This window comes from Klebsiella sp. 141251 (assembly GCF_050600725.1).
In the GTDB taxonomy this organism is placed as follows: Bacteria; Pseudomonadota; Gammaproteobacteria; order Enterobacterales; family Enterobacteriaceae; genus Klebsiella; species Klebsiella aerogenes.
The window spans coordinates 47,919-68,681 of record NZ_JAQIRG010000009.1 but is presented as its reverse complement, the minus strand read 5'-3'; the positions used below and the strand labels follow the sequence as shown (position 1 = coordinate 68,681).

The 20,763-nt window shown below is 49.8% G+C and carries 22 protein-coding genes and 1 pseudogene; 15 read left to right on the top strand and 8 right to left on the bottom strand.

From position 1 onward, the window contains the following. Window positions 1-100: 100 nt before the first annotated feature. From frdA to PGR09_RS19370, 5 genes are all read left to right on the top strand, one after another. On the top strand, window positions 101-1,891 hold the full coding sequence (frdA, locus tag PGR09_RS19390) for a fumarate reductase (quinol) flavoprotein subunit (RefSeq protein ID WP_032713498.1): 1,791 nt from the start codon (window positions 101-103) through the stop codon (window positions 1,889-1,891). Continuing rightward, window positions 1,884-2,618, top strand: a complete 735-nt coding sequence (frdB, locus tag PGR09_RS19385) for a fumarate reductase iron-sulfur protein (RefSeq protein WP_045362546.1) — start codon at window positions 1,884-1,886, stop codon at window positions 2,616-2,618. Before frdA ends, frdB begins: the two co-directional genes overlap by 8 nt. A 10-nt stretch (window positions 2,619-2,628) precedes the next feature. Beyond that, window positions 2,629-3,024, top strand: a complete 396-nt coding sequence (frdC, locus tag PGR09_RS19380) for a fumarate reductase subunit FrdC (protein ID WP_045396402.1) — start codon at window positions 2,629-2,631, stop codon at window positions 3,022-3,024. Window positions 3,025-3,034: 10 nt separating this feature from the next. After that, window positions 3,035-3,394 (top strand): fumarate reductase subunit FrdD, encoded by a 360-nt coding sequence (gene frdD, locus PGR09_RS19375; protein ID WP_015368650.1) that lies wholly within the window; start codon window positions 3,035-3,037, stop codon window positions 3,392-3,394. 113 nt (window positions 3,395-3,507) lie between these two features. Then, window positions 3,508-4,038, top strand: coding sequence for a lipocalin family protein (locus PGR09_RS19370; RefSeq protein WP_047046300.1), 531 nt, complete (start codon window positions 3,508-3,510; stop codon window positions 4,036-4,038). Here the strand turns inward: PGR09_RS19370 and sugE are convergent. From sugE to efp, 4 genes are all read right to left on the bottom strand, one after another. Next, window positions 4,035-4,352: a quaternary ammonium compound efflux SMR transporter SugE gene (sugE, locus tag PGR09_RS19365; RefSeq protein WP_045380130.1), complete on the bottom strand. Its 318-nt coding sequence runs from the start codon at window positions 4,350-4,352 to the stop codon at window positions 4,035-4,037. The two genes, PGR09_RS19370 and sugE, sit on opposite strands and share 4 nt — an antisense overlap. A gap of 138 nt (window positions 4,353-4,490) precedes the next feature. Beyond that, window positions 4,491-4,637, bottom strand: coding sequence for a lipoprotein toxin entericidin B (gene ecnB / locus PGR09_RS19360; protein WP_015368653.1), 147 nt, complete (start codon window positions 4,635-4,637; stop codon window positions 4,491-4,493). Between the two features lie 151 nt (window positions 4,638-4,788). Beyond that, window positions 4,789-4,920 carry an entericidin A/B family lipoprotein gene (locus tag PGR09_RS19355; protein ID WP_047066041.1) on the bottom strand — a complete coding sequence of 44 codons (132 nt, stop codon included), beginning with the start codon at window positions 4,918-4,920 and terminating at the stop codon, window positions 4,789-4,791. Window positions 4,921-4,984: 64 nt separating this feature from the next. Beyond that, complete coding sequence (gene efp, locus PGR09_RS19350) at window positions 4,985-5,551, bottom strand: elongation factor P (RefSeq protein ID WP_003855940.1); 567 nt, start codon at window positions 5,549-5,551, stop codon at window positions 4,985-4,987. Window positions 5,552-5,593: 42 nt separating this feature from the next. On the opposite strand from efp, the gene epmB reads away from it, so the two are divergent. Beyond that, window positions 5,594-6,625, top strand: a complete 1,032-nt coding sequence (gene epmB, locus PGR09_RS19345; RefSeq protein ID WP_045396412.1) for an EF-P beta-lysylation protein EpmB — start codon at window positions 5,594-5,596, stop codon at window positions 6,623-6,625. 164 nt (window positions 6,626-6,789) lie between these two features. Here the strand turns inward: epmB and PGR09_RS19340 are convergent, their stop codons facing one another. Continuing rightward, complete coding sequence (locus PGR09_RS19340; protein ID WP_047078495.1) at window positions 6,790-7,347, bottom strand: winged helix-turn-helix domain-containing protein; 558 nt, start codon at window positions 7,345-7,347, stop codon at window positions 6,790-6,792. 500 nt (window positions 7,348-7,847) lie between these two features. Between PGR09_RS19340 and PGR09_RS19335 the strand changes: the two genes are divergently transcribed. The 9 genes and pseudogenes from PGR09_RS19335 to yjeJ all read left to right on the top strand — a co-directional run bounded on the left by PGR09_RS19335 (window position 7,848) and on the right by yjeJ (window position 18,146). Next, window positions 7,848-8,411, top strand: coding sequence for a fimbrial protein (locus tag PGR09_RS19335; RefSeq protein WP_430916433.1), 564 nt, complete (start codon window positions 7,848-7,850; stop codon window positions 8,409-8,411). A gap of 57 nt (window positions 8,412-8,468) precedes the next feature. Continuing rightward, window positions 8,469-9,155, top strand: coding sequence for a fimbrial biogenesis chaperone (locus tag PGR09_RS19330; RefSeq protein ID WP_045396422.1), 687 nt, complete (start codon window positions 8,469-8,471; stop codon window positions 9,153-9,155). Between the two features lie 35 nt (window positions 9,156-9,190). After that, window positions 9,191-11,733 (top strand): annotated as a pseudogene (locus tag PGR09_RS19325) (fimbria/pilus outer membrane usher protein). 23 nt (window positions 11,734-11,756) lie between these two features. Beyond that, complete coding sequence (locus PGR09_RS19320; protein WP_063414409.1) at window positions 11,757-12,773, top strand: fimbrial protein; 1,017 nt, start codon at window positions 11,757-11,759, stop codon at window positions 12,771-12,773. Window positions 12,774-12,975: 202 nt separating this feature from the next. Next, complete coding sequence (locus PGR09_RS19315) at window positions 12,976-13,344, top strand: hypothetical protein (RefSeq protein WP_047046316.1); 369 nt, start codon at window positions 12,976-12,978, stop codon at window positions 13,342-13,344. A 63-nt stretch (window positions 13,345-13,407) separates the two neighbouring features. Beyond that, window positions 13,408-13,779, top strand: a complete 372-nt coding sequence (locus PGR09_RS19310; RefSeq protein WP_047046318.1) for a hypothetical protein — start codon at window positions 13,408-13,410, stop codon at window positions 13,777-13,779. Window positions 13,780-13,866: 87 nt separating this feature from the next. After that, window positions 13,867-15,156, top strand: a complete 1,290-nt coding sequence (locus PGR09_RS19305; RefSeq protein WP_047046320.1) for an HlyD family secretion protein — start codon at window positions 13,867-13,869, stop codon at window positions 15,154-15,156. Continuing rightward, window positions 15,149-17,272, top strand: coding sequence for a peptidase domain-containing ABC transporter (locus PGR09_RS19300; protein WP_047046322.1), 2,124 nt, complete (start codon window positions 15,149-15,151; stop codon window positions 17,270-17,272). Before PGR09_RS19305 ends, PGR09_RS19300 begins: the two co-directional genes overlap by 8 nt. 10 nt (window positions 17,273-17,282) lie before the next feature. After that, window positions 17,283-18,146, top strand: a complete 864-nt coding sequence (gene yjeJ, locus PGR09_RS19295) for a YjeJ family protein (protein WP_289577983.1) — start codon at window positions 17,283-17,285, stop codon at window positions 18,144-18,146. A gap of 42 nt (window positions 18,147-18,188) precedes the next feature. On the opposite strand, the gene PGR09_RS19290 is transcribed toward yjeJ, so the two are convergent. The 3 genes from PGR09_RS19290 to PGR09_RS19280 all read right to left on the bottom strand — a co-directional run bounded on the left by PGR09_RS19290 (window position 18,189) and on the right by PGR09_RS19280 (window position 20,647). Further along, window positions 18,189-18,542 carry a DUF4156 domain-containing protein gene (locus PGR09_RS19290; RefSeq protein WP_015368664.1) on the bottom strand — a complete coding sequence of 118 codons (354 nt, stop codon included), beginning with the start codon at window positions 18,540-18,542 and terminating at the stop codon, window positions 18,189-18,191. A 127-nt stretch (window positions 18,543-18,669) separates the two neighbouring features. Then, window positions 18,670-20,316, bottom strand: coding sequence for a chaperonin GroEL (gene groL, locus PGR09_RS19285; protein ID WP_015368665.1), 1,647 nt, complete (start codon window positions 20,314-20,316; stop codon window positions 18,670-18,672). 37 nt (window positions 20,317-20,353) lie between these two features. Then, window positions 20,354-20,647: a co-chaperone GroES gene (locus tag PGR09_RS19280; protein WP_003855929.1), complete on the bottom strand. Its 294-nt coding sequence runs from the start codon at window positions 20,645-20,647 to the stop codon at window positions 20,354-20,356. Between the last annotated feature and the right edge of the window lie 116 nt (window positions 20,648-20,763).

Sequence of the window (20,763 nt, the reverse complement as noted above, 5' to 3'; positions counted from 1 at the left end):
TTCCCCAACATCCCTATGGCTATACTCATTTACCTATAAAGGAGCAGTGATACTTTTTCGCCAGCCCGGCGGCGAAATACACAAAAACTGGAGGAATGTCGTGCAAACTTTTCAAGCCGATCTTGTCGTCATTGGCGCAGGCGGAGCAGGTCTTCGCGCAGCCATCGCCGCTGCGCAGGCTAATCCAAAAGCCAAAATCGCACTGATTTCAAAAGTCTATCCAATGCGTAGCCATACCGTCGCCGCCGAAGGCGGTTCTGCGGCGGTCGCGCAGGATCACGATAGCTTTGAATACCATTTTCACGACACCGTCGCCGGCGGCGACTGGCTCTGTGAACAGGATGTCGTAGACTATTTCGTACACCACTGCCCCACGGAAATGACCCAGCTTGAGCTGTGGGGCTGCCCGTGGAGCCGCCGCCCGGACGGCAGCGTCAACGTTCGCCGCTTCGGCGGGATGAAAATCGAACGTACATGGTTCGCCGCCGATAAAACCGGCTTCCATATGCTGCATACCCTCTTCCAGACCTCCCTCCAGTTCCCGCAAATTCAACGTTTCGACGAGCACTTCGTGCTGGATATTCTGGTCGATGACGGCCAGGCCCGCGGCCTGGTGGCAATGAATATGATGGAAGGCACGCTGGTGCAAATTCGCGCCAATGCGGTCGTCATGGCTACCGGCGGCGCTGGCCGCGTCTATCGCTATAACACCAACGGCGGCATCGTCACCGGCGATGGCATGGGCATGGCGCTGGGCCACGGCGTCCCGCTGCGCGACATGGAGTTCGTCCAGTATCACCCAACCGGCCTGCCGGGCTCGGGGATCCTGATGACCGAAGGCTGCCGCGGCGAAGGCGGTATTCTGGTGAATAAGAACGGCTATCGCTACCTGCAGGATTACGGCATGGGGCCGGAAACGCCGCTCGGCGAGCCGAAAAACAAATACATGGAACTCGGCCCGCGCGATAAAGTTTCTCAAGCCTTCTGGCACGAGTGGCGCAAAGGCAACACCATTCCGACGCCGCGCGGCGACGTGGTTTATCTCGACCTGCGTCATCTCGGCGAGAAGAAACTGCTTGAACGCCTACCGTTCATCTGCGAACTGGCGAAAGCCTATGTTGGCGTCGATCCGGTGAAAGAGCCCATTCCGGTGCGCCCGACCGCCCACTACACGATGGGAGGCATCGAAACTGACCAACAGTGCGAAACCCGCATCAAGGGCCTGTTCGCCGTCGGAGAATGTTCCTCCGTCGGTCTCCATGGCGCCAACCGTCTGGGATCCAACTCGCTCGCCGAGCTGGTGGTCTTTGGCCGCCTTGCCGGTGAGCAAGCCATGCAGCGCGCAATGGCCGCGGGCGAAGCCAACAACGCGGCGCTGGATGCGCAGGTCAACGACGTTGAAAACCGTCTTAAAGATCTCGTTAACCAGCAGGGCAATGAAAACTGGGCCAAAATCCGCGATGAAATGGGTATGTCGATGGAAGAAGGCTGCGGTATCTATCGCACGCCGGAGCTGATGCAGAAAACCATCGATAAGCTGGCCGAGCTGCAGGAGCGCTTTAAGCGCGTGCGTATCACCGACACCTCCAGCGTGTTTAATACCGACCTGCTCTACACCATTGAGCTGGGCCATGGTCTCAACGTCGCCGAATGTATGGCGCACTCCGCTATCGCGCGTAAAGAGTCACGCGGCGCCCACCAGCGCCTCGATGAAGGCTGCACTGAACGCGACGACGTCAATTTCCTCAAGCATACGCTCGCCTTCCGTGAGGCCGACGGCAGCACGCGCCTGGAGTATGGCGATGTGAAGATTACCACTCTGCCGCCTGCTAAACGCGTCTATGGCGCCGAAGCGGAAGCCGCTGAGAAGAAGGAGACGACCCATGGCTGAGATGAACAAACTGAAAGTTGAAGTGGTGCGCTACAACCCGGAAGTCGACACCGCGCCGCACAGCGCTTTCTATGAAGTCCCCTACGACGAACAAACCTCGCTGCTCGACGCGCTGGGCTATATCAAAGATAACCTCGCGCCGGATTTAAGCTACCGCTGGTCGTGCCGCATGGCGATCTGCGGCTCCTGCGGCATGATGGTCAACAAGGTGCCCAAACTGGCCTGTAAAACCTTCCTGCGCGATTATACCAAAGGGTTGAAGGTCGAAGCGCTGGCCAACTTCCCGATTGAGCGCGATCTGGTGGTCGATATGACCCACTTTATCGAAAGCCTGGAAGCGATTAAGCCGTATATCATCGGAAATAACCGCACGCCGGATCAGGGGCCAAATAAACAAACTCCGGCGCAGATGGCGAAATACCATCAGTTCTCCGGCTGCATCAACTGTGGTCTGTGCTATGCCGCCTGTCCGCAGTTTGGTCTGAATCCGGAGTTCATTGGCCCGGCGGCGATCACCCTCGCCCATCGTTACAACGAAGACAGCCGCGACCACGGCAAAAAGGAACGTATGGCGCAGCTCAACGGCCAGAACGGCGTGTGGAGCTGTACTTTCGTTGGCTTCTGCTCCGAAGTTTGTCCGAAGCATGTCGACCCGGCGGCCGCCATTCAGCAGGGTAAGGTAGAAAGTTCGAAAGACTTCCTGATCGCCACCCTGAAACCACGCTAAGGAGTGCACTATGACGACTAAACGCAAACCCTACGTGCGGCCCATGACCTCCACCTGGTGGAAGAAGCTGCCGTTTTATCGCTTCTATATGCTGCGTGAAGGGACGGCGGTGCCGACGGTCTGGTTCAGCATCGTGCTAATTTACGGCTTGTTCGCCCTCAAGCACGGCGCCGAAAGCTGGGATGGCTATGTGGCCTTCCTGCAAAACCCGATTGTGGTGATCCTCAACCTGATCACCCTCGCAGCCGCGCTGCTGCACACCAAAACCTGGTTTGAGCTGGCGCCGAAAGCCGCCAACATCATTGTTAAAGGCGAGAAAATGGGGCCTGAGCCGCTGATTAAAGGGCTGTGGGCGGTTACGGCGCTGGTCAGCATCGTGATCCTGTTTGTCGCGTTGTTCTGGTAAGGAGGCTGATATGATTAATCCCAATCCAAAACGTTCCGATGAACCGGTGTTCTGGGGGCTATTTGGCGCAGGCGGTATGTGGGGGGCGATTATCGCGCCGGTGATGGTGCTGCTGGTCGGCATTCTACTGCCGCTGGGGCTCGCGCCTGGCGATGCTTTCAGCTACGAACGCGTTTACGCCTTCGCCCATAGCTTCATCGGTCGCCTCTTTATCTTCCTGATGATTGTTCTGCCGCTGTGGTGCGGCCTGCACCGTATCCACCATGCGATGCATGACCTGAAAATCCACGTGCCGAACGGCAAATGGGTCTTCTATGGCCTGGCGGCGATTTTAACCGTCGTCACCCTGGTCGGCGTGTTATTTATCTGATGCAACATCTCGCCCGGTAGCAATCTGTTACCGGGCTCGCTTATCGACAAAATCACCCTACTTTTTTCCTGCCGCTATCTACACTTAGAGAAAAAGCGGTAAGGAAAATACCTATGCGTCTGCTGCCAGTGTTAACCGTGGTTATCGCGTCATTGCTGAGCGTTGCGTGCAGCAATCCCGTTCCTCCCGCTGGCGTGACCGTCGTCAGCCCATTTGAAAGCCAACGCTTCCTCGGCACCTGGTATGAAATCGCCCGCTTCGATCATCATTTCGAAAGCGGGCTGGAAAAGGTTACGGCGACTTACAGCCTGCGCGGCGATGGCGGCATTGATGTGGTCAATAAAGGTTATAACCCTGACCGCGGCATCTGGCAGAAAACAGACGGCGTTGCCTGGTTCACCGGCGATCCCAACCGCGCGGCGCTGAAGGTCTCTTTCTTCGGCCCCTTCTATGGCGGCTACAACGTCATTGCGCTGGATAAAGAGTACCGCCATGCGCTGGTTTGCGGGCCGGATCGTGATTACCTGTGGCTACTGGCGCGCACGCCGAAGATTTCGCCGCAGGTGAAACAGCAGATGCTGGATATCGCCACCCGACAGGGCTTCGACGTAAGCAAACTGATTTGGGTTAATCAGCGCTATTAATGCGCGCTCATTTTCAGCCCGATAATGCCGATCACAATACAGGCCAGGCTCGCGATACGCATCGGGCTTGCGGATTCGCCCAGCAGCACAATGCCGGTTATCGCTGCGCCAACGGCGCCGATCCCGGTCCACACCGCATAAGCGGTACCCACCGGCAGTGATTTCATCGCCCACGATAGCAGCGCCATACTGACGACCATAGCAGCAATAGTAATCACGCTTGGCAGCAGACGGCTAAATCCATGGGTATATTTGAGGCCGACGGCCCACACGACTTCCAGCAAACCGGCGATAAAGAGAATGATCCAGGACATAAGGCTCCAGTAATGGGGCCGTCCCCGAATGAGATACGCTCACGGGTCGTCCCGCAAGGTGGTTGAAAACGCCGGGATTATAAACAACGGCGCCGTGAATGTGAAGACCGGTACGGCGCAAGGCCGTACCGGTAATGTTTAATTCTGAGCTTTGGTCGCCGCGCCAGAGATAGCGCTGCCGCCGTCAGAGATGTCTTCACCGATACCACGCGTGGTGTTACATGCGGTGAGCACAGAGGAAAGGACCAAAACAGTAAAGAACGCCGCAATCGTTTTTTTCACCATAATATCATCCTTATAAACAGTTTTTGTTTTCTTGCCCTATAAGCATAGCCAAACTGATTCAGAATGAAGGGATAGTCGCGTTTTTTAAGAGAAAAAGAGGTTCAGGGTGAACTGAGCAAAATGAATTGCAGGGAAGGCAGATGAAATGAGACTAGCTAACGGCGTGAGAAATCGCGTGCCCCAGCCCCTGGATATCCTCGCCAATACCGCGGGCGGTATTGCATCCAGTAAGCAGCGCGCCGCTGAGCAGCAGCAAGGCAAGAAGTTTGAGCATCTGGTTCATGTTAGTTCTGGCGCGAAACTGAAGGCGCAGCAGCAAGGCTGCGCCCACCGTCTCAAAGCATGAATTACTTCACGCGAGATACGTATTCGCCGGAGCGGGTATCTACTTTGATGACTTCGCCAATCTGAACGAACAGCGGAACTTTAACCACAGCGCCAGTGGACAGAGTCGCCGGCTTGCCGCCAGTACCTGCGGTGTCGCCTTTCAGACCCGGATCGGTTTCAACGATTTCCAGTTCAACGAAGTTAGGCGGGGTCACAGCGATAGGCTGACCGTTCCACAGGGTTACGATGCACTCAGCCTGATCCAGCAGCCATTTAGCATTGTCGCCGATAGCTTTAGCATCAGCAGACAGCTGTTCGAAGGTTTCGTTGTTCATGAAGTGCCAGAACTCACCGTCGTTGTACAGGTAAGTCAGGTTCATATCGACAACGTCCGCGCCTTCTGCAGAGTCGGTGGACTTGAAAGTTTTTTCTACACGGGTGCCGGTCAGCAGGCGACGCAGCTTAACGCGTGCGAATGCCTGACCTTTACCTGGTTTAACGAATTCGCTGGCTTCAACCGCATACGGTTCGCCATCCATCATGATTTTAAGACCAGCACGAAAATCGTTGCTATAGTAAGTCGCCATAAGGCCCTCTGAAATTGTTTAACTTGGTAGCTAAGCCACAAAATGGCGCATATTGTAACCCTAAATACCCCATCCAGAGAAGATTGGATCACGCAACTTGCCGATGTTGTGACCAGTCCCGATGAACTATTGCATCTTTTAGATCTGGAAACAGATGCAAACCTATTGGCGGGACGTGATGCGAAGCGTCTCTTCGCGCTGCGCGTGCCGCGCGCGTTTATTGCACGAATGGAGAAAGGAAATCCCCACGATCCTCTTCTTCGTCAGGTACTTACCGCGCAAGAAGAGTTTATTGCCGCTCCTGGTTTTTCCACCGATCCGCTGGAAGAGCAACACAGCGTGGTGCCCGGCCTACTGCATAAATATAGCAACCGGGCGCTATTGCTGGTGAAAGGCGGCTGCGCGGTCAACTGCCGCTACTGCTTCCGCCGTCACTTCCCCTATGCCGAGAACCAGGGTAATAAACGCAACTGGCAGGCGGCGCTGGAGTACATTGCCGCCAATCCGCAATTAGATGAGATTATTTTCTCCGGCGGCGATCCGTTGATGGCGAAAGACCACGAACTGGAGTGGCTGCTGACGCAACTGGAAGCTATCCCGCATATTAAACGGTTACGCATCCATAGCCGCTTGCCGATTGTCATTCCGGCGCGGATCACCGAAGGGCTGACGGCTCGCTTTAGCGCCTCCTCGCTGCAGATATTGTTAGTTAACCATATCAATCATGCCAACGAGATCGGCCCGGAATTCCGGGCGGCAATGGCGCTGCTACGGCAAGCGCGCGTGACGCTGCTCAACCAAAGCGTCCTGCTGCGCGGTGTTAACGACAATGCACAAACCCTGGCGAATCTCAGTAATGCGCTGTTCGATGCCGGGGTAATGCCCTACTACCTGCACGTGCTCGATAAAGTCCAGGGCGCGGCTCATTTCATGGTAGAAGACGAGGAAGCTCGTGCCATCATGCGTGAGCTATTAACGCTGGTATCCGGATATATGGTGCCAAGATTGGCACGTGAAATAGGCGGCGAACCGAGTAAAACGCCGCTGGATTTAGGTTTAAAGCAACAAAACTAAGTTTTTCTGCCGGCCCTGTCCGGCAGATACCTAAATGACAAATGCGTTTGCCTGGCAAATAATAGATATAAAATTTTTCACCAGCGTTATCCAGAAGGCAGTGTTTGCTTAACATTTATAATTATATATACGCGTATCTATTAAATGATGCGCTAATAAGACATCTAAAAAAGCAGTGAAAGTATATTGGTTGCAACCATAACAATAAACATCACCACAATCCATCTGGGTAATTTAAATGCTGTCCCTCTGCGACTTTCGATTCGATTATCACTTACAGTATCTATAACTTCGTACCTTTCACTCTCCTCGCACTCTCTATCACTTACAGGATCCTCTACATTCGCTGATAGACTCGCTTTCACCTCTTCCGCTTTGGTCACTGGTGTGATCACAGCATCCGTAGCAAGGATAAATCCGCGTTGTCTGACGGTAATAATGATATCCTGAGATAATCCAGCCTTTACCAGTGATTTTCTGAGCAATGATATATTTTGGTAAAAGGTGTTTTGCGCAACTATTACCCCCCTTGTTTTCCAGACTGTTTCCAGAAATTCCTCACGTGAAATGATCCTTCCATTACTTTCTATTAGCAACAATAAACAACGAGCGGTCGGCCCATTTAAGTTAACGGTAGTGCCATTTTCATTAACAGTTCGCAACTCACTCATATTCACATCAAAAATAACTTCATCGTTAATGATGAATTCACTAAATGCCATAATGTCTTCCCTTTTTCATTAGCTATGTGAAATAAACATGAAATTAATGAAATTCCATCTTTAATGTTGAGCGAATAGCCTTGAACAGGCCTGCTATTAGATGGCTTCACATATCAATCATTGAGTCTCGATTTTGCATCCAGGATAAGACTAACATGATATTTAAACTGAATGGAAGCCAGAGACACCGCACAACATTCATCGAATCAACGCTATCACTTATAGTTCAAATAAAAATGTGAATCGTTCCTTTGAACATTAAAAAATTTATTCAATTAAAATTCACATGCATTTTCCCTAACGGCGAATTAGATTCCTCAGTGCTCCCGTCTTAAGCTAAATGCAGGCCACCATCTGCTTATTAGCCTAAGGGACAACAAGGAGTACAGAGATGGGATAGTGTAGTTCTTGGGCAATTATCGGATAATTAGACAAACCAATAATTAGCAATTAGAGCGATATCTATTTCAAGGATTACGTATTTATACATGGACAAATAAATGAAAAAAACAATCGTAGCTGTTATGGTTGCTGCATCTGCAGTTCTGAGCGCTCAGGCAATGGCAGCTAACACTGCTGAAGTGACCGTTCTGGGTGAAGTCAATGACTCCTCCTCTTCTTGCGTAGTCACCCCGACAGGTACTCTGAACAACGGCATCGTTCGTCTGACTTCTGTTACCACCAGCGAAGCGAACGCGCAGGCTGCAAACACCCTTTTCAAAAGCCAGAAGTTTGGTTTTGATGTTTCTGATTGCGCCAAAGGCAGCAGCGATCCGGCAACTGGCCTGACTGTTGCTGTTACTGGTACAACCAGCAGCGATGCGGCCATTCTGGACAACACCGCTGACGACGGCGCAGCTGGTATCGGTATCGGTATCGCGAAAGTAAGCGACGGTTCTCGTGTTAAGTTCGATGGTTCCAACACCATGTCTGAAACCTACACTGATGGTTCCGTCACTTCCCTGAACTACTATGCTGGTTATGTGAAAGTAAATGCCACAACTGCTGTAACCGAAGGTCCAGTTAAAGGCGTTGCAACCTTTACTATCGATTACACCATCTAATTCTATTTTAAAGGGCTCGCCGTCTGGCGAGCCCTTTTTTCCGTTTAGAGAAATGCTATGTTAAGCACCGTATTTAAACTTTTCATTCCCTTTTTTTTATTGATTAGCGGTTTTGCACATGCTGGCATCGTCATCGAGTCAACTCGCTATCTCTACAAAGAGGGTGCCCGCGAAATCACCGCCCAGATAGAGAACAAAGACGGTATTCCTTACTTAATTAAGTCCTGGATTGAGACCCCAAAAGGGCAAACACCATCTTTCACGGCTACTCCGCCGCTATTCCGACTTGAAGCAAAACAGCAAAATACCGTGCGTTTGTTTTCAACCAATAATGTCACAGCGCCAACCGATCGTGAATCTGTATTTTATTTCAACGTTATGGCTATCCCGCCCGCTGATGAGACCAACGCCAAAAACAATACGATTCAGCTGGCTGTTCGCCACCGTATGCGTCTGGTGTATCGGCCAAAATCGCTGTTTGATATGAAACCGAATGAGGAAGCGGCAAAACTCCAATGGAGTAAATCAGGCAATAAATTGTTCATTAAAAACCCGACACCTTTCTTCTATTACTTCAACACAATAAAAATTGGCAGTGCCGAAATAAAAAATGAAGTAAACACGGTCCCACCGATGGAAACAAAAGAAGTAACGTTAAAGGGAAATATAAACGCATCAAGCGTGACATGGAAAATAGTTAATGATTATGGTGGGGCTGGATCGCTCTATTCATCACCGTTGTAATTGGGAACTTTTATTAACGTTATAGGGATGTGTTTATGCAAAATAAAAATAAAGAGCTATTCAAACTATCAACGCTCTGCATCACTTTGTTGCCAGCGTTTTTTTGTGGTTTGGATAACAAAGCGCAAGCACGTGATTTCTTCGATCCCTCATTCATCAATTCATTGAATGGTAGCGATCCTTCAAACGCCCCAGATTTATCTATTTTTGAAGCCAGGAACGCTCAGGCACCCGGGGATTATCGGGTGGATATTGTCTTCAATGGCCAATATCTGGATACCCGTACCATCAAGTTTGTTATTGATAGTCATACTACCGACAAGAGTGATGATATCAAATTAGCCCCCTGTTTCACTCTTAAAGACCTGGCGGAATATGGTGTCAGAGTGAAATCCTTCCCAGCGCTGAAAGAAGATGCCAATAACTGCGTTAATCTAACAGCAATACCGGATACAAAAGCGGATTTCGATTTTACTGCACAACGGTTAAATATCTCTATACCACAGGCAGCATTATCCACCGTCGTGCAAGGCTTTATTCCGGAAGATCAATTTGATGAAGGTATTAACGCGCTGTTAATGAATTACCAGTTCAGCGGCTCGAATGATTTCGAATCAGAAGATGAATACTATAGCCTTAACCTCCAGTCCGGTTTAAATCTTGGTCCATGGCGTATCCGAAATTTGAGCACATGGAATAAAACGAAAGGTGAATCCAGCAACTGGGAATCAGCTTACCTGTACATGCAGCGCAGCATTCGCCCTCTTAATAGTAATCTGGTAATGGGTGAAAGCTCCTCGCTTTCCAGTATCTTTGATAGCGTGCCGTTTACCGGGATTCAAATGGCAACGGATACTTCCATGCTGCCGGAGAGCCTTCGCGGCTATGCGCCAATTATCCGTGGGATTGCAAAAACCAACGCCAGGGTGATCGTTAAGCAGAATGGCTACCAGGTATATCAGACCTACGTCGCGCCCGGCGCCTTTGAAATCACCGATATGTACCCAAGCGGCGGTAGCGGCGATCTGTACGTTACGGTAGAAGAATCGGATGGCTCAAAGCAAGAATTCATCGTGCCGTTCGCCACGCTGCCGGTGATGGTACGCGAAGGCCAGCTGCAATATGAAATCACTTCAGGTAAATATCGTCCATATGATGACGGTGTCCATGAAACGCCATTCACCCAAGCAACGATAAGCTACGGTGTATCCAGTAGCCTGACGGCCTACGGCGGGATGCAAATGGCCTCACATTATCAGGCATTGTCATCCGGTCTCGGCTATAACCTCGGCGATTTCGGCGCCGCGTCAGCGGATGTCACCCAGGCCTGGTCAAAAATGCAGGATCGGGAAAAGACTTCGGGACAGTCCTGGCGAATCCGCTACGGTAAAAACATCCTTGATACCGGAACCAACATTACCATCGCTGGCTACCGGTACTCTACTGAGGGATTTAACACTTTATCCGAGGTGCTGGATAGCTATGCTAATGACGGTAGTATACCACCCGTTCATTACGCAATCGAACCAACCTGACACTCAACCAAAGCCTGGGTAAAGGGCTCGGAAGCCTCTCTATTAGTGGTCTGGTAGAGGATTATTGGGATGATAAACGCACCAATAAATCTATCAGCGTTGGCTATAACGGTGGGTTTAAAAACGTGAACTTCTACCTGGGTTATAGCTATAGCCGCTACACCTGGGGCGGCAATAGCTCTAATAAAGATGCCCAGGACGATCAGCGTATAACCCTGACCGTTACCCTACCGATCAGCAACTGGCTTCCTGGCACCTATACCAGCTACCAGCTCACAAATAGCAATCCAGGCTCAACGGATCAATCGGTTGCAATCGGCGGCGTCGGACTGGAAAACGATAGTCTGGACTGGAGTATTCAGCAAGGATACAGCAACCGCGAATATTACAGCGGCGACATGCGCGCCACTTATAACAGTTCTCAAGGAAGTGTTAACGCCGGTTATAGCTACGATCGCGATAGCCAACGTATTGATTATGGTGCCAACGGCAGTATTGTCGCGCACGCCGACGGCATCACTTTAGGTCAGGACATTACCGATGCAGCCGTACTGGTTAAGGCTCCAGGGCTGGATGACGTCAAACTGAGCACCGATAACACCATTTCAACCGACTATCGCGGCTATGCCATTGTGCCTTATGTTACCCCTTATCGTCGCACCGATATCACACTCGACACCGCCACGCTTGGCGATGATATGGAACTACCGGAAACAACGCAAACCGTGGTGCCGACTCGCGGCGCTATCGTGCGGGCCAACTACGACGGCAAGATTGGGCAGCGCGCCTTTATTCACCTGAAAACTGTCAGCGGCAATGATGTTCCTTATGGCGCTATGGTCTTACTGGCTGGTGATACGAAAAGCCAGGCCAGTATCGTCAGCGATGCCGGGATGGTCTATATGTCCGGGCTGCAACCAACCTGAACGCTCAACGTGCAGTGGGGAAAAAGTTCTAACCAACAATGTAACGCTCCATTCACGCTGCCACCGCGGGAAGGCAAAACCGCTGGTTTAAGTCAGGTTGAAGCGGTTTGCCGCTAATCATCATTTAAGGACAGATATTGATGAAAAGAATATTTTTTCTCTTCGCGCTTCTATTAATTTGCAGCGAGGCGGCTGCAAAATGTACCTATACAGGGAGTATTCGTCGACAAGCTTTTACCATCAACGCGAAGATCCCTACCGATGACTCAATTCCCGTAGGGAGCGTGTTATATTCAACAAAGTATGGTACTCAAACTTATAAAAATTTTTCATGCAATCAGAATACTAACGATCAATACATCACCGAAATTAGTACACCTGTCGTTTCTGGAGTCACGGGAATACAGGGAAAACCGGTTTATGAGACAGGTATCGATGGTATAGGCTTTCAGGTTTCCGATCTGCTGGAAAGTAGAAATGGCGCATTAGTTCCTGCCGTGGCAGGCTCAGTTCTGGTACCGTTTGAGAATACTTCAGATAATTACTATAAATTCATCACCGTGTGGTTTATCAAAACCAAACAGGTCATCGACACTTCAGGTTCGGATTCAAATCCGTCAATCAGTTTTTCTGTCGGCAACCCCACAACTAACCCCGGAACTACCGAAAAACTCTTATATACGACGAATATAAAACTCAAAAGCACCAAATACCAGGTGACCTCTTGTGACATATCGCCATCTAGTTCACAAATAACATTGAACAGGATAAAGAAAAGCACCTTAATGTCTGTCTCCCGCGGTGGAGTCACCCCCGAGCAGAAAAACATTTTATTAACGATTAGCTGCCCAGCGGGTTCCATCGGTAATACATTAATGTACTGGTTTAACCCGGTAGGAACGGCCAGCACATCTGGCGATGGTATCATTGATAATATGATAACCGATAGCTCTGGCGCTAAAAATGTCGGCATCATATTCAAACAGACAGGAACTCCGCTGGTATTTTATGATATGGATAGCTATAGTTTCAATAGCGCTGCCGCATCACAAATAATCAACCTGACCGCTGATTATTATCGTCAGAGCAATAGCGTCGATAGTATCACAAACGGTAAAGTTAAAGCGATGTTAGAAGTAGTAATCCAGGAACAATAAACACAGCGCGACACGCACAGGAAAATAAAACTTTACTATGCGTGCCGCTTACATATAAAAACAACGAATATGAAATAATAATTCATAAAATAATCACAATGCATCACATTGAAATAGTCGAACAGTTATTTTTATATTCTTGCTGCTAATCAGAACCGTTCGAGTATCAATGGACTCATAATACAACAAAAAGGATATATAAATGAAACAACTAACTATCTTTGAAATGGAGAGTATTTCCGGTGGTTACTCATGGGATTTTTCCTCATTTCAATCCAGTATTACCAGTATAGTTTGTAATGGCGTTGAGGCTGTCGCTTCAGCCGTTTTACTGGGGACTGGCATGGCGGCAATGGGAACGCTTATTGGCGGTACCCAATCTGGAGCAAATGGCGGCATTCTCGGTTTTGGTTTGCTAGGCAATGCCGTCGGGATGGTATGGGGATTAATCGTGGGTGGAGTCACCGGGGCAGTTAATGGTGCTGTTATGGGATGGGATGCCTCTGTCGCTCTGGTTGAAGAGGGTATTCAAGGCCTGCTGGCTGGCACCTTCATGCCCTGGAAAAGCTAATTATTGATATGCAAGATGCATTTAACAGCCTGCAATAATATTTTTAATCAAAGGAAATGATTTGTGAAAGAACTTACAGTTTTCGAAATGGAAGCGGTATCCGGGGGCTATAGCTGGGACTTTTCTTCTATACAGTCAAGCATCACTAGCCTGGTAAGCAATGGCGCTGAGGCTGTCGCCTCAGCAGTTCTTGGCGCTGTTACCTGGGGAGCGTTTGGGACTTTATTAGGCGGCACCCAATCCGGGAATAATGGGGGCATCCTTGGCCTCGGTCTGATCGGCAACGCTGTAGGGATGGTCTGGGGATTAATTGTCGGCGCCGTAGGTGGCGCAGTAACTTACGCCGCTCTGGGATGGGAAAAATCTGTAGAATACTCAAATGCAGCATTCGAGGCGGTAGTTAAGGGTACTTTTATTCCGTGGGGCCAGTCCTAATAGTCTATTTAACCTTAGACGAGGTAAGACCTAAAGGCTCAAAATTACTGAGCCTTTTTATTTCACTTATCACTAATATGAAAAATCATGGCTAATAGTCTATATCGCAAGGAAGCGATCGAATACAAAAGAAATCACTGGAAAGGGAAAGCCTTGTTGCTCGCCGGTTTACCTGCCTGGTTAATCACTTTGTTATCGGCATTATTTCTTATCGCACTTATTTGCGCATTGATATTTTGCAAATTTACTCAACGTGTCGATGTTCAGGGCGAAGTCATTACCCTTCCTCACTCTATAAATGTTTTTGCGCCTCAGCAAGGCTTTATCGTTAAACAACATGTTAAAATAGGCGATATTGTTAAAAAAAACCAACCTCTTTACGAAATTGATATTTCACGCAGCACCACCAGCGGCAATGTCAGTGCAGCGCAAATTGAAGTCATCAATGAAAAGATTGCTAACTCTGATGACATCATTAAAAAACTAGAAGATAACAAAAATCAGACATTAAATGCGTTAAATGCGCAGTTAAAAACCACCACAGCCTCTCTGAAGGAGACCAACCGTATGCTGGTCAATACCCAGGTAGGTCTGAAAAAAATGCACGACAATCTTTCCAGCTATGATAAATACCTTAACAATGGCCTGATAACTAAAGACCAATATAACTATCAGCACTCTCTATATTTCCAGCAACAGAGCGCCTATCAGTCGCTGGTGAGTCAAAAGATGCAACTGGAATCGCAAATCACGCAGCTGAACAGTGATAAAATCACTAAAGCAGCCGACTTTGACAACCAAATATCCAGTCAATACAACCAGTCCAATGATTTTAAAAATCAACTCGTTGAATCCAATGCCAACGGCAATATTATTATCAAATCGACCAGTGATGGCAGAATTGAATCGCTCTCAGCGACACTGGGTCAGACGGTTGATAACGGTAGCAGCCTGGCTCAGATCAAGCCGACTGGTAATGTTGAGTATTATCTTGTGCTATGGCTGCCAAATAATACCATCCCGTATTTAAAACCCGGGGATACTATTAATATTCGCTATGATGCGTTCCCATCGGATAAGTTTGGTCAGTTCCCAGGAAAAATAATATCAATATCTTCTATGCCGGCATCACGACAGGAAATGTCTGAGTATACCAACGTCAATAATGGAACACCTCAGCAGCAAGAACTGGCATTGTATAAAGCGATTGTCAAAATTAAAGATAAACAGTTCGAATATGACGGAAAAACGCTAAGTCTGTCCAACGGGCTTAAAGCACAGGCAGTCGTCTTCCTTGAAGAACGCCCTCTCTACATGTGGATGTTTACTCCGGTTTATAAGATTACTCAAAGCGTGAGCGGCCCGATTCATGACTAATGAACTGTTTGAAAAAATTACGGCGAAAGTTAATTTTTCAATCTTGAAAAAGACGCCGGTAATATTGCAATCTGAAGCCGCCGAGTGCGGCATTGCCTGCCTGGCGATGATTTGCGGCCATTATGGTCTCGATATCGATCTCTTCAATTTCCGCCAGCGCTTTGGCAGCCCCTCTCAGGGGGTCACGCTGATGTCATTAAGCAAAACGGCAGAGCATGCAGGTTTAAAGAGCCGGGCGCTATCGCTCGATCTGGATGAGATCAGACAATTAAAGCTGCCCTGTGTTATCCACTGGGGAATGAACCACTATGTCGTTTTGACCAAAGTGCGTAAATCCAGCTTTATCGTCCACGATCCAGCCCTGGGTAAACGTATTATCGGCATCCAGGAAATGTCGAATAATTTTACCGGCATCGCGTTAGAGCTATGGCCCGATCAGAACTTCCAGCAGGAAAAAGCCAAATCTCGCCTGCGTTTGTTAGACCTGATGCGCAATATCGTTGGCTTAAAATCTGCGCTGCTGAAGATTTTCGCTTTTTCCGTCGTCGTTGAAGCCATTGGGTTGCTGCTGCCGATAGGCACACAGTTAGTCACTGACCACGTGATCATGGCCCACGATCAGAGCCTGCTCTCGGTGATCTGTATTGGCCTGGTTTTCTTTACCCTCTTTCGCACCTTTATCAGCATGCTGCGCGCATGGACCTCACTGACGCTCAACACGTTGACCAACATTCAGTGGAAAACCACTCTCTTCGATCATTTGGCCAGCCTGCCGCTGGCATTTTTCGAAAAGCGTCATCTGGGGGATATTCAGTCCCGTTTCTCATCGCTGGATACCATTCGCTCCACGTTCACTAATAGCATCGTCAGCGGCATTATCGACTCGATCATGACGATCGGCCTTCTGATTATGCTCACCCTGTACGGCGGTTGGCTAACATGGGTCGTCGTTGGCTTTACCTTATGTTACGCCCTTATGCGTCTGGGAACTTATCGCTTCTATCGCCGCGTTGCTGAAGAACAGGTAATCAAAGGCGCGCGCTCCAGTTCACATTTTATGGAGTCGCTGTACGGTATTTCGACCATCAAAGCGCTGAACCTGAAAGAACGCCGCTCTCAGCACTGGCTGAATATCAACATCGACGCCTGTAATGCGGGGATCAAACAGACCCGTTTCGACATGATGTTTAGCGGTATCAATACCTTCATTACCGCTATCGATCAGGTAGCGGTACTGTGGCTGGGCGCCATTATGGTCATTGATAATGAAATGACCCTCGGTATGTTTATGGCCTTTAACGCCTACCGAGGCCAGTTCTCCCAGCGCGCATCCAGCCTGGTTGACCTGACCATGCAGCTGCGCATGCTCTCGCTGCATAACGAACGTCTTTCTGAAATCGTCTTCAGCGAACCCGAGCAAGAGTTGCCATCACGGGACGTCTTTTCGAAAGATGCCGGCGCCAGGCTTGAAGTCAAAAATCTTAGCTATCAGTACGATCCATTTTCACAGCCGATTTTCTCAAACCTGAACATCACCGTTGAGCCCGGTGAATCCGTCGCGCTGGTCGGCCCGTCCGGCGTCGGTAAGACCACGCTATTGAAAGTGATGTGCGGGCTGCTCTCCCCCACCAGCGGCGATGTGTTTGCCGATAATCTCGATATCCAGAAAATAGGTTTAAATAACTATCGCCAGGGAACCGCCTGCGTATTGCAGGAGGACAGGCTCTTTTCCGGTTCGCTTATTGATAATATCAGCGGCTTTGAAGACAACGCCGATCTGGATTTTGTCGTCGAATGCGCCAAACGCTGCAACATCCATGACGAAATCATGAAAATGCCGATGGGCTATGAAACCATCGTCGGTGAGCTAGGTTTAGGGATTTCCGGGGGCCAAAAGCAACGTATTTTGATTGCCCGCGCGCTTTATCGTAAGCCGAGCATTCTATTTATGGATGAGGCCACCAGCCATCTCGATTTAAGAAATGAGTCTGTTATCAACCAATCGATTTCAGGGCTCAGTATTACCCGCGTCATCGTTGCCCACCGCCCGTCAACCATCGCCTCTGCCGATCGGGTTATTGATTTGTCGCAATCAAAAATACCAATGCCAGCGTAAGGAGAAGAACATGCAAGGAACGTTTATTGGTTTTAACACCGCCGGAATTACCTATGAAGACCATTTCATGGCGCTGCTGCTGAAAGTACAAAACCAGAATGGCCTGTGTCGGACGTTCTATTTACAGGCGCCGGCGCTGGCTGACCTGCTTATGGTCCTGACAACTCGAATGTCTGTTTTCTTACAACGCTTGCAGCAAAGCGACGACACGCTGAAAGAGGAACTTATTGCCTACAATAATGAGCTCATCGCCAATACCCCAGCAGTCGATATGGCAGAGGTACAAAACCCGAATCCGGAGCAGCGAATCACGTCGATTACGTTGAAGCCGGGGGTAAACGAGTCAACGCTAATCCTGATGCTGCAAAACGAGCAAATCACAACGTTACGAATTGATGACCGCCAGGTGGAAGCGCTGATTATGGGCATCAATCAATCGCTCAAAATGGTTGCGGATACGAAATTAAACGAGTATCTGGCGCTAGCGTTGGATTTCGTGCTGTTGTATACCGTCGATTTAACCAGCCAACCCAATATCGAATACCAGCAATATCCTCAGGAAGAATGGAAGCTGAATTTGTTTAGCCACCATCTGGCCGTGTTATACAGCTACGAGCAGGAAGAAGGTAAAAAAGTACTCTCTGGCGCGGTGATTAAAACCAGCGCCGCGCATCAGTCAGATTTTGAAAAAAGTATCGTGCTGCGTCTGCTTGAAAAGAGTCAGAAGCTAAAACAGGTCCACAGCCAGCATACGCCGTATCAAATCTTCAGTAAGGTGATTCCATCCGCCCCGGGACAAATGCTAACCAGAGATGAATGTATGCTTTCGCTGCGTGAATTCTACGTGGCGACCAGAGCATCGCTTGAGGCATAAATTGTTAAGCACTCTCTGCGCAGGCAGAGAGTGCTTAACGCATCAGTTCGGGCACTTATAAACCTGGCCGTTCATCTGGCTATCGGTCGGGACAAAGCTCGACAGCAGGTTCTGCGTCGGGCTGCTCACGCCATAAATGACGTTACCGCCCATAGCCGCCGCCTGGTTACGTAGAGCATTCGCCGCGCCGCGCATAGAGCCGCCTTCATCGCCATTCTGGCCTGACAGCCAGTTGCTTTGCGTGCCGGTAGCCGTCCCTAACAGCTGACATTCCGTTCCTGGTTTATCTTCAACAAAACGCACGCTCTGGCCGCCTGCGGTTAATTCGTTGCTGGAACTGCAACCCGCTAACAATAATGCTGCGCCGACAATCCCTGCTAAATATTTTACCTGCATGTTATTCCCCAATGAGCTGGACGCACTGGCCCGGATGTAAACCTTATACTAAAAAGCCAGCAAAAAGAAAAACCCCCAGCCATTTCTGACCGGGGGTTTCTGCGTTTTTATGCCGTATAGCGCACGATTACATCATGCCGCCCATACCGCCCATGCCGCCCATACCGCCAGCAGCACCTAAGTCAGGCGCATCGCCTTTCGGCAGGTCGGTCACCATGCACTCGGTGGTGATCATCAGACCAGCAACGGATGCCGCGTACTGCAGCGCAGAACGGGTGACTTTAGTTGGGTCCAGGATACCGAAGTCGATCATGTTGCCGTACTCTTCGGTTGCCGCGTTGTAACCGTAGTTACCGTCGCCAGCTTTCACGTTGTTAGCAACAACAGACGGCTCTTCGCCGGCGTTGGAAACGATCTGACGCAGCGGCGCTTCCATTGCGCGCAGCGCAACTTTGATACCGACGTTCTGATCTTCGTTCTGACCGGTCAGGCCAGCGATTTTCGCCGCAACGCGAACCAGCGCTACGCCGCCGCCAGCTACCACGCCTTCTTCAACCGCAGCACGGGTCGCATGCAGGGCATCGTCAACGCGCGCTTTTTTCTCTTTCATTTCAACTTCGGTAGCAGCACCGACTTTGATTACCGCAACGCCGCCGGCCAGTTTAGCCACGCGCTCCTGCAGTTTTTCACGGTCGTAATCAGAGGTCGCTTCTTCGATCTGCTTACGGATCTGAGCAACGCGGCCCTGAATCGCAGCTTCTTCGCCAACGCCATCGATGATGGTGGTGGTGTCTTTGTTGATAACAACGCGTTTCGCCTGACCCAGGTCTTCCAGAGTCGCTTTTTCCAGCTCCATACCGATCTCTTCAGAGATAACGGTACCGCCAGTCAGAGTTGCGATGTCCTGCAGCATAGCTTTACGACGGTCACCGAAGCCCGGAGCTTTAACCGCAGCAACTTTCACGATGCCGCGCATGGTGTTAACCACCAGGGTCGCCAGCGCTTCGCCTTCAACGTCTTCAGCGATGATAACCAGCGGTTTGCCGGCTTTCGCTACGGCTTCCAGAACCGGCAGCATTTCGCGGATGTTGGAGATTTTTTTGTCAGCCAGCAGGATGAACGGGCTTTCCAGTTCAACGGCGCCGGTGTCCGGCTTGTTGATGAAGTATGGGGACAGGTAGCCGCGGTCGAACTGCATACCTTCAACCACGTCCAGTTCGTCTTCCAGACCGGTACCGTCTTCAACGGTGATAACGCCTTCTTTACCGACTTTATCCATCGCTTCAGCGATCAGTTTACCTACGGTTTCGTCGGAGTTAGCGGAGATAGTACCAACCTGAGCAATCGCTTTAGAGTCGGAGCACGGTACGGACAGCGCTTTCAGTTCTTCAACAGCGGCAACGACAGCTTTGTCGATACCACGTTTCAGATCCATCGGGTTCATGCCCGCAGCAACGGCTTTCAGGCCTTCGTTAACGATAGCCTGAGCCAGTACGGTTGCGGTGGTGGTACCGTCGCCTGCAGCGTCGTTCGCTTTAGAGGCAACTTCTTTCACCATCTGCGCGCCCATGTTTTCGAATTTGTCTTCCAGTTCGATTTCACGAGCAACGGATACGCCATCTTTAGTGATGGTCGGCGCGCCGAAGGATTTGTCCAGAACAACGTTACGGCCTTTCGGGCCCAGGGTCACTTTAACTGCATCTGCCAGTACGTTTACGCCGCGCAGCATTTTTACACGAGCGTCGTTACCGAATTTTACGTCTTTTGCTGCCATTTCTTTTATTCCTCAAATTCGTTCAGGGTCGTGCGAATTACGCTTCAACAATTGCCAGAATGTCGCTTTCGGACATGATCAGCACTTCTTCGTTGTCGATCTTCTCAGACTTCACGCCGTAACCATCGTTGAAAATCACGATGTCACCAACTTTAACGTCCAGCGGCTGCACAGTTCCGTTTTCCAGGATGCGGCCTTTACCGACAGCGATGATTTCGCCACGAGTTGATTTAGCTGCCGCAGAACCGGTCAGAACGATGCCGCCTGCAGATTTGGTTTCAACTTCTTTACGTTTGACGATCACACGATCATGTAACGGACGAATACTCATTGATAGCTCTCCTTCGAGAAAGTCATTATCAGTTATGGATGGCGCCGGGCCGTAAACGGTTTCCGACTAGTGCAGAGAGAGATGGGGATGGCCATTTACCGCTTCAAGGGGAAAAT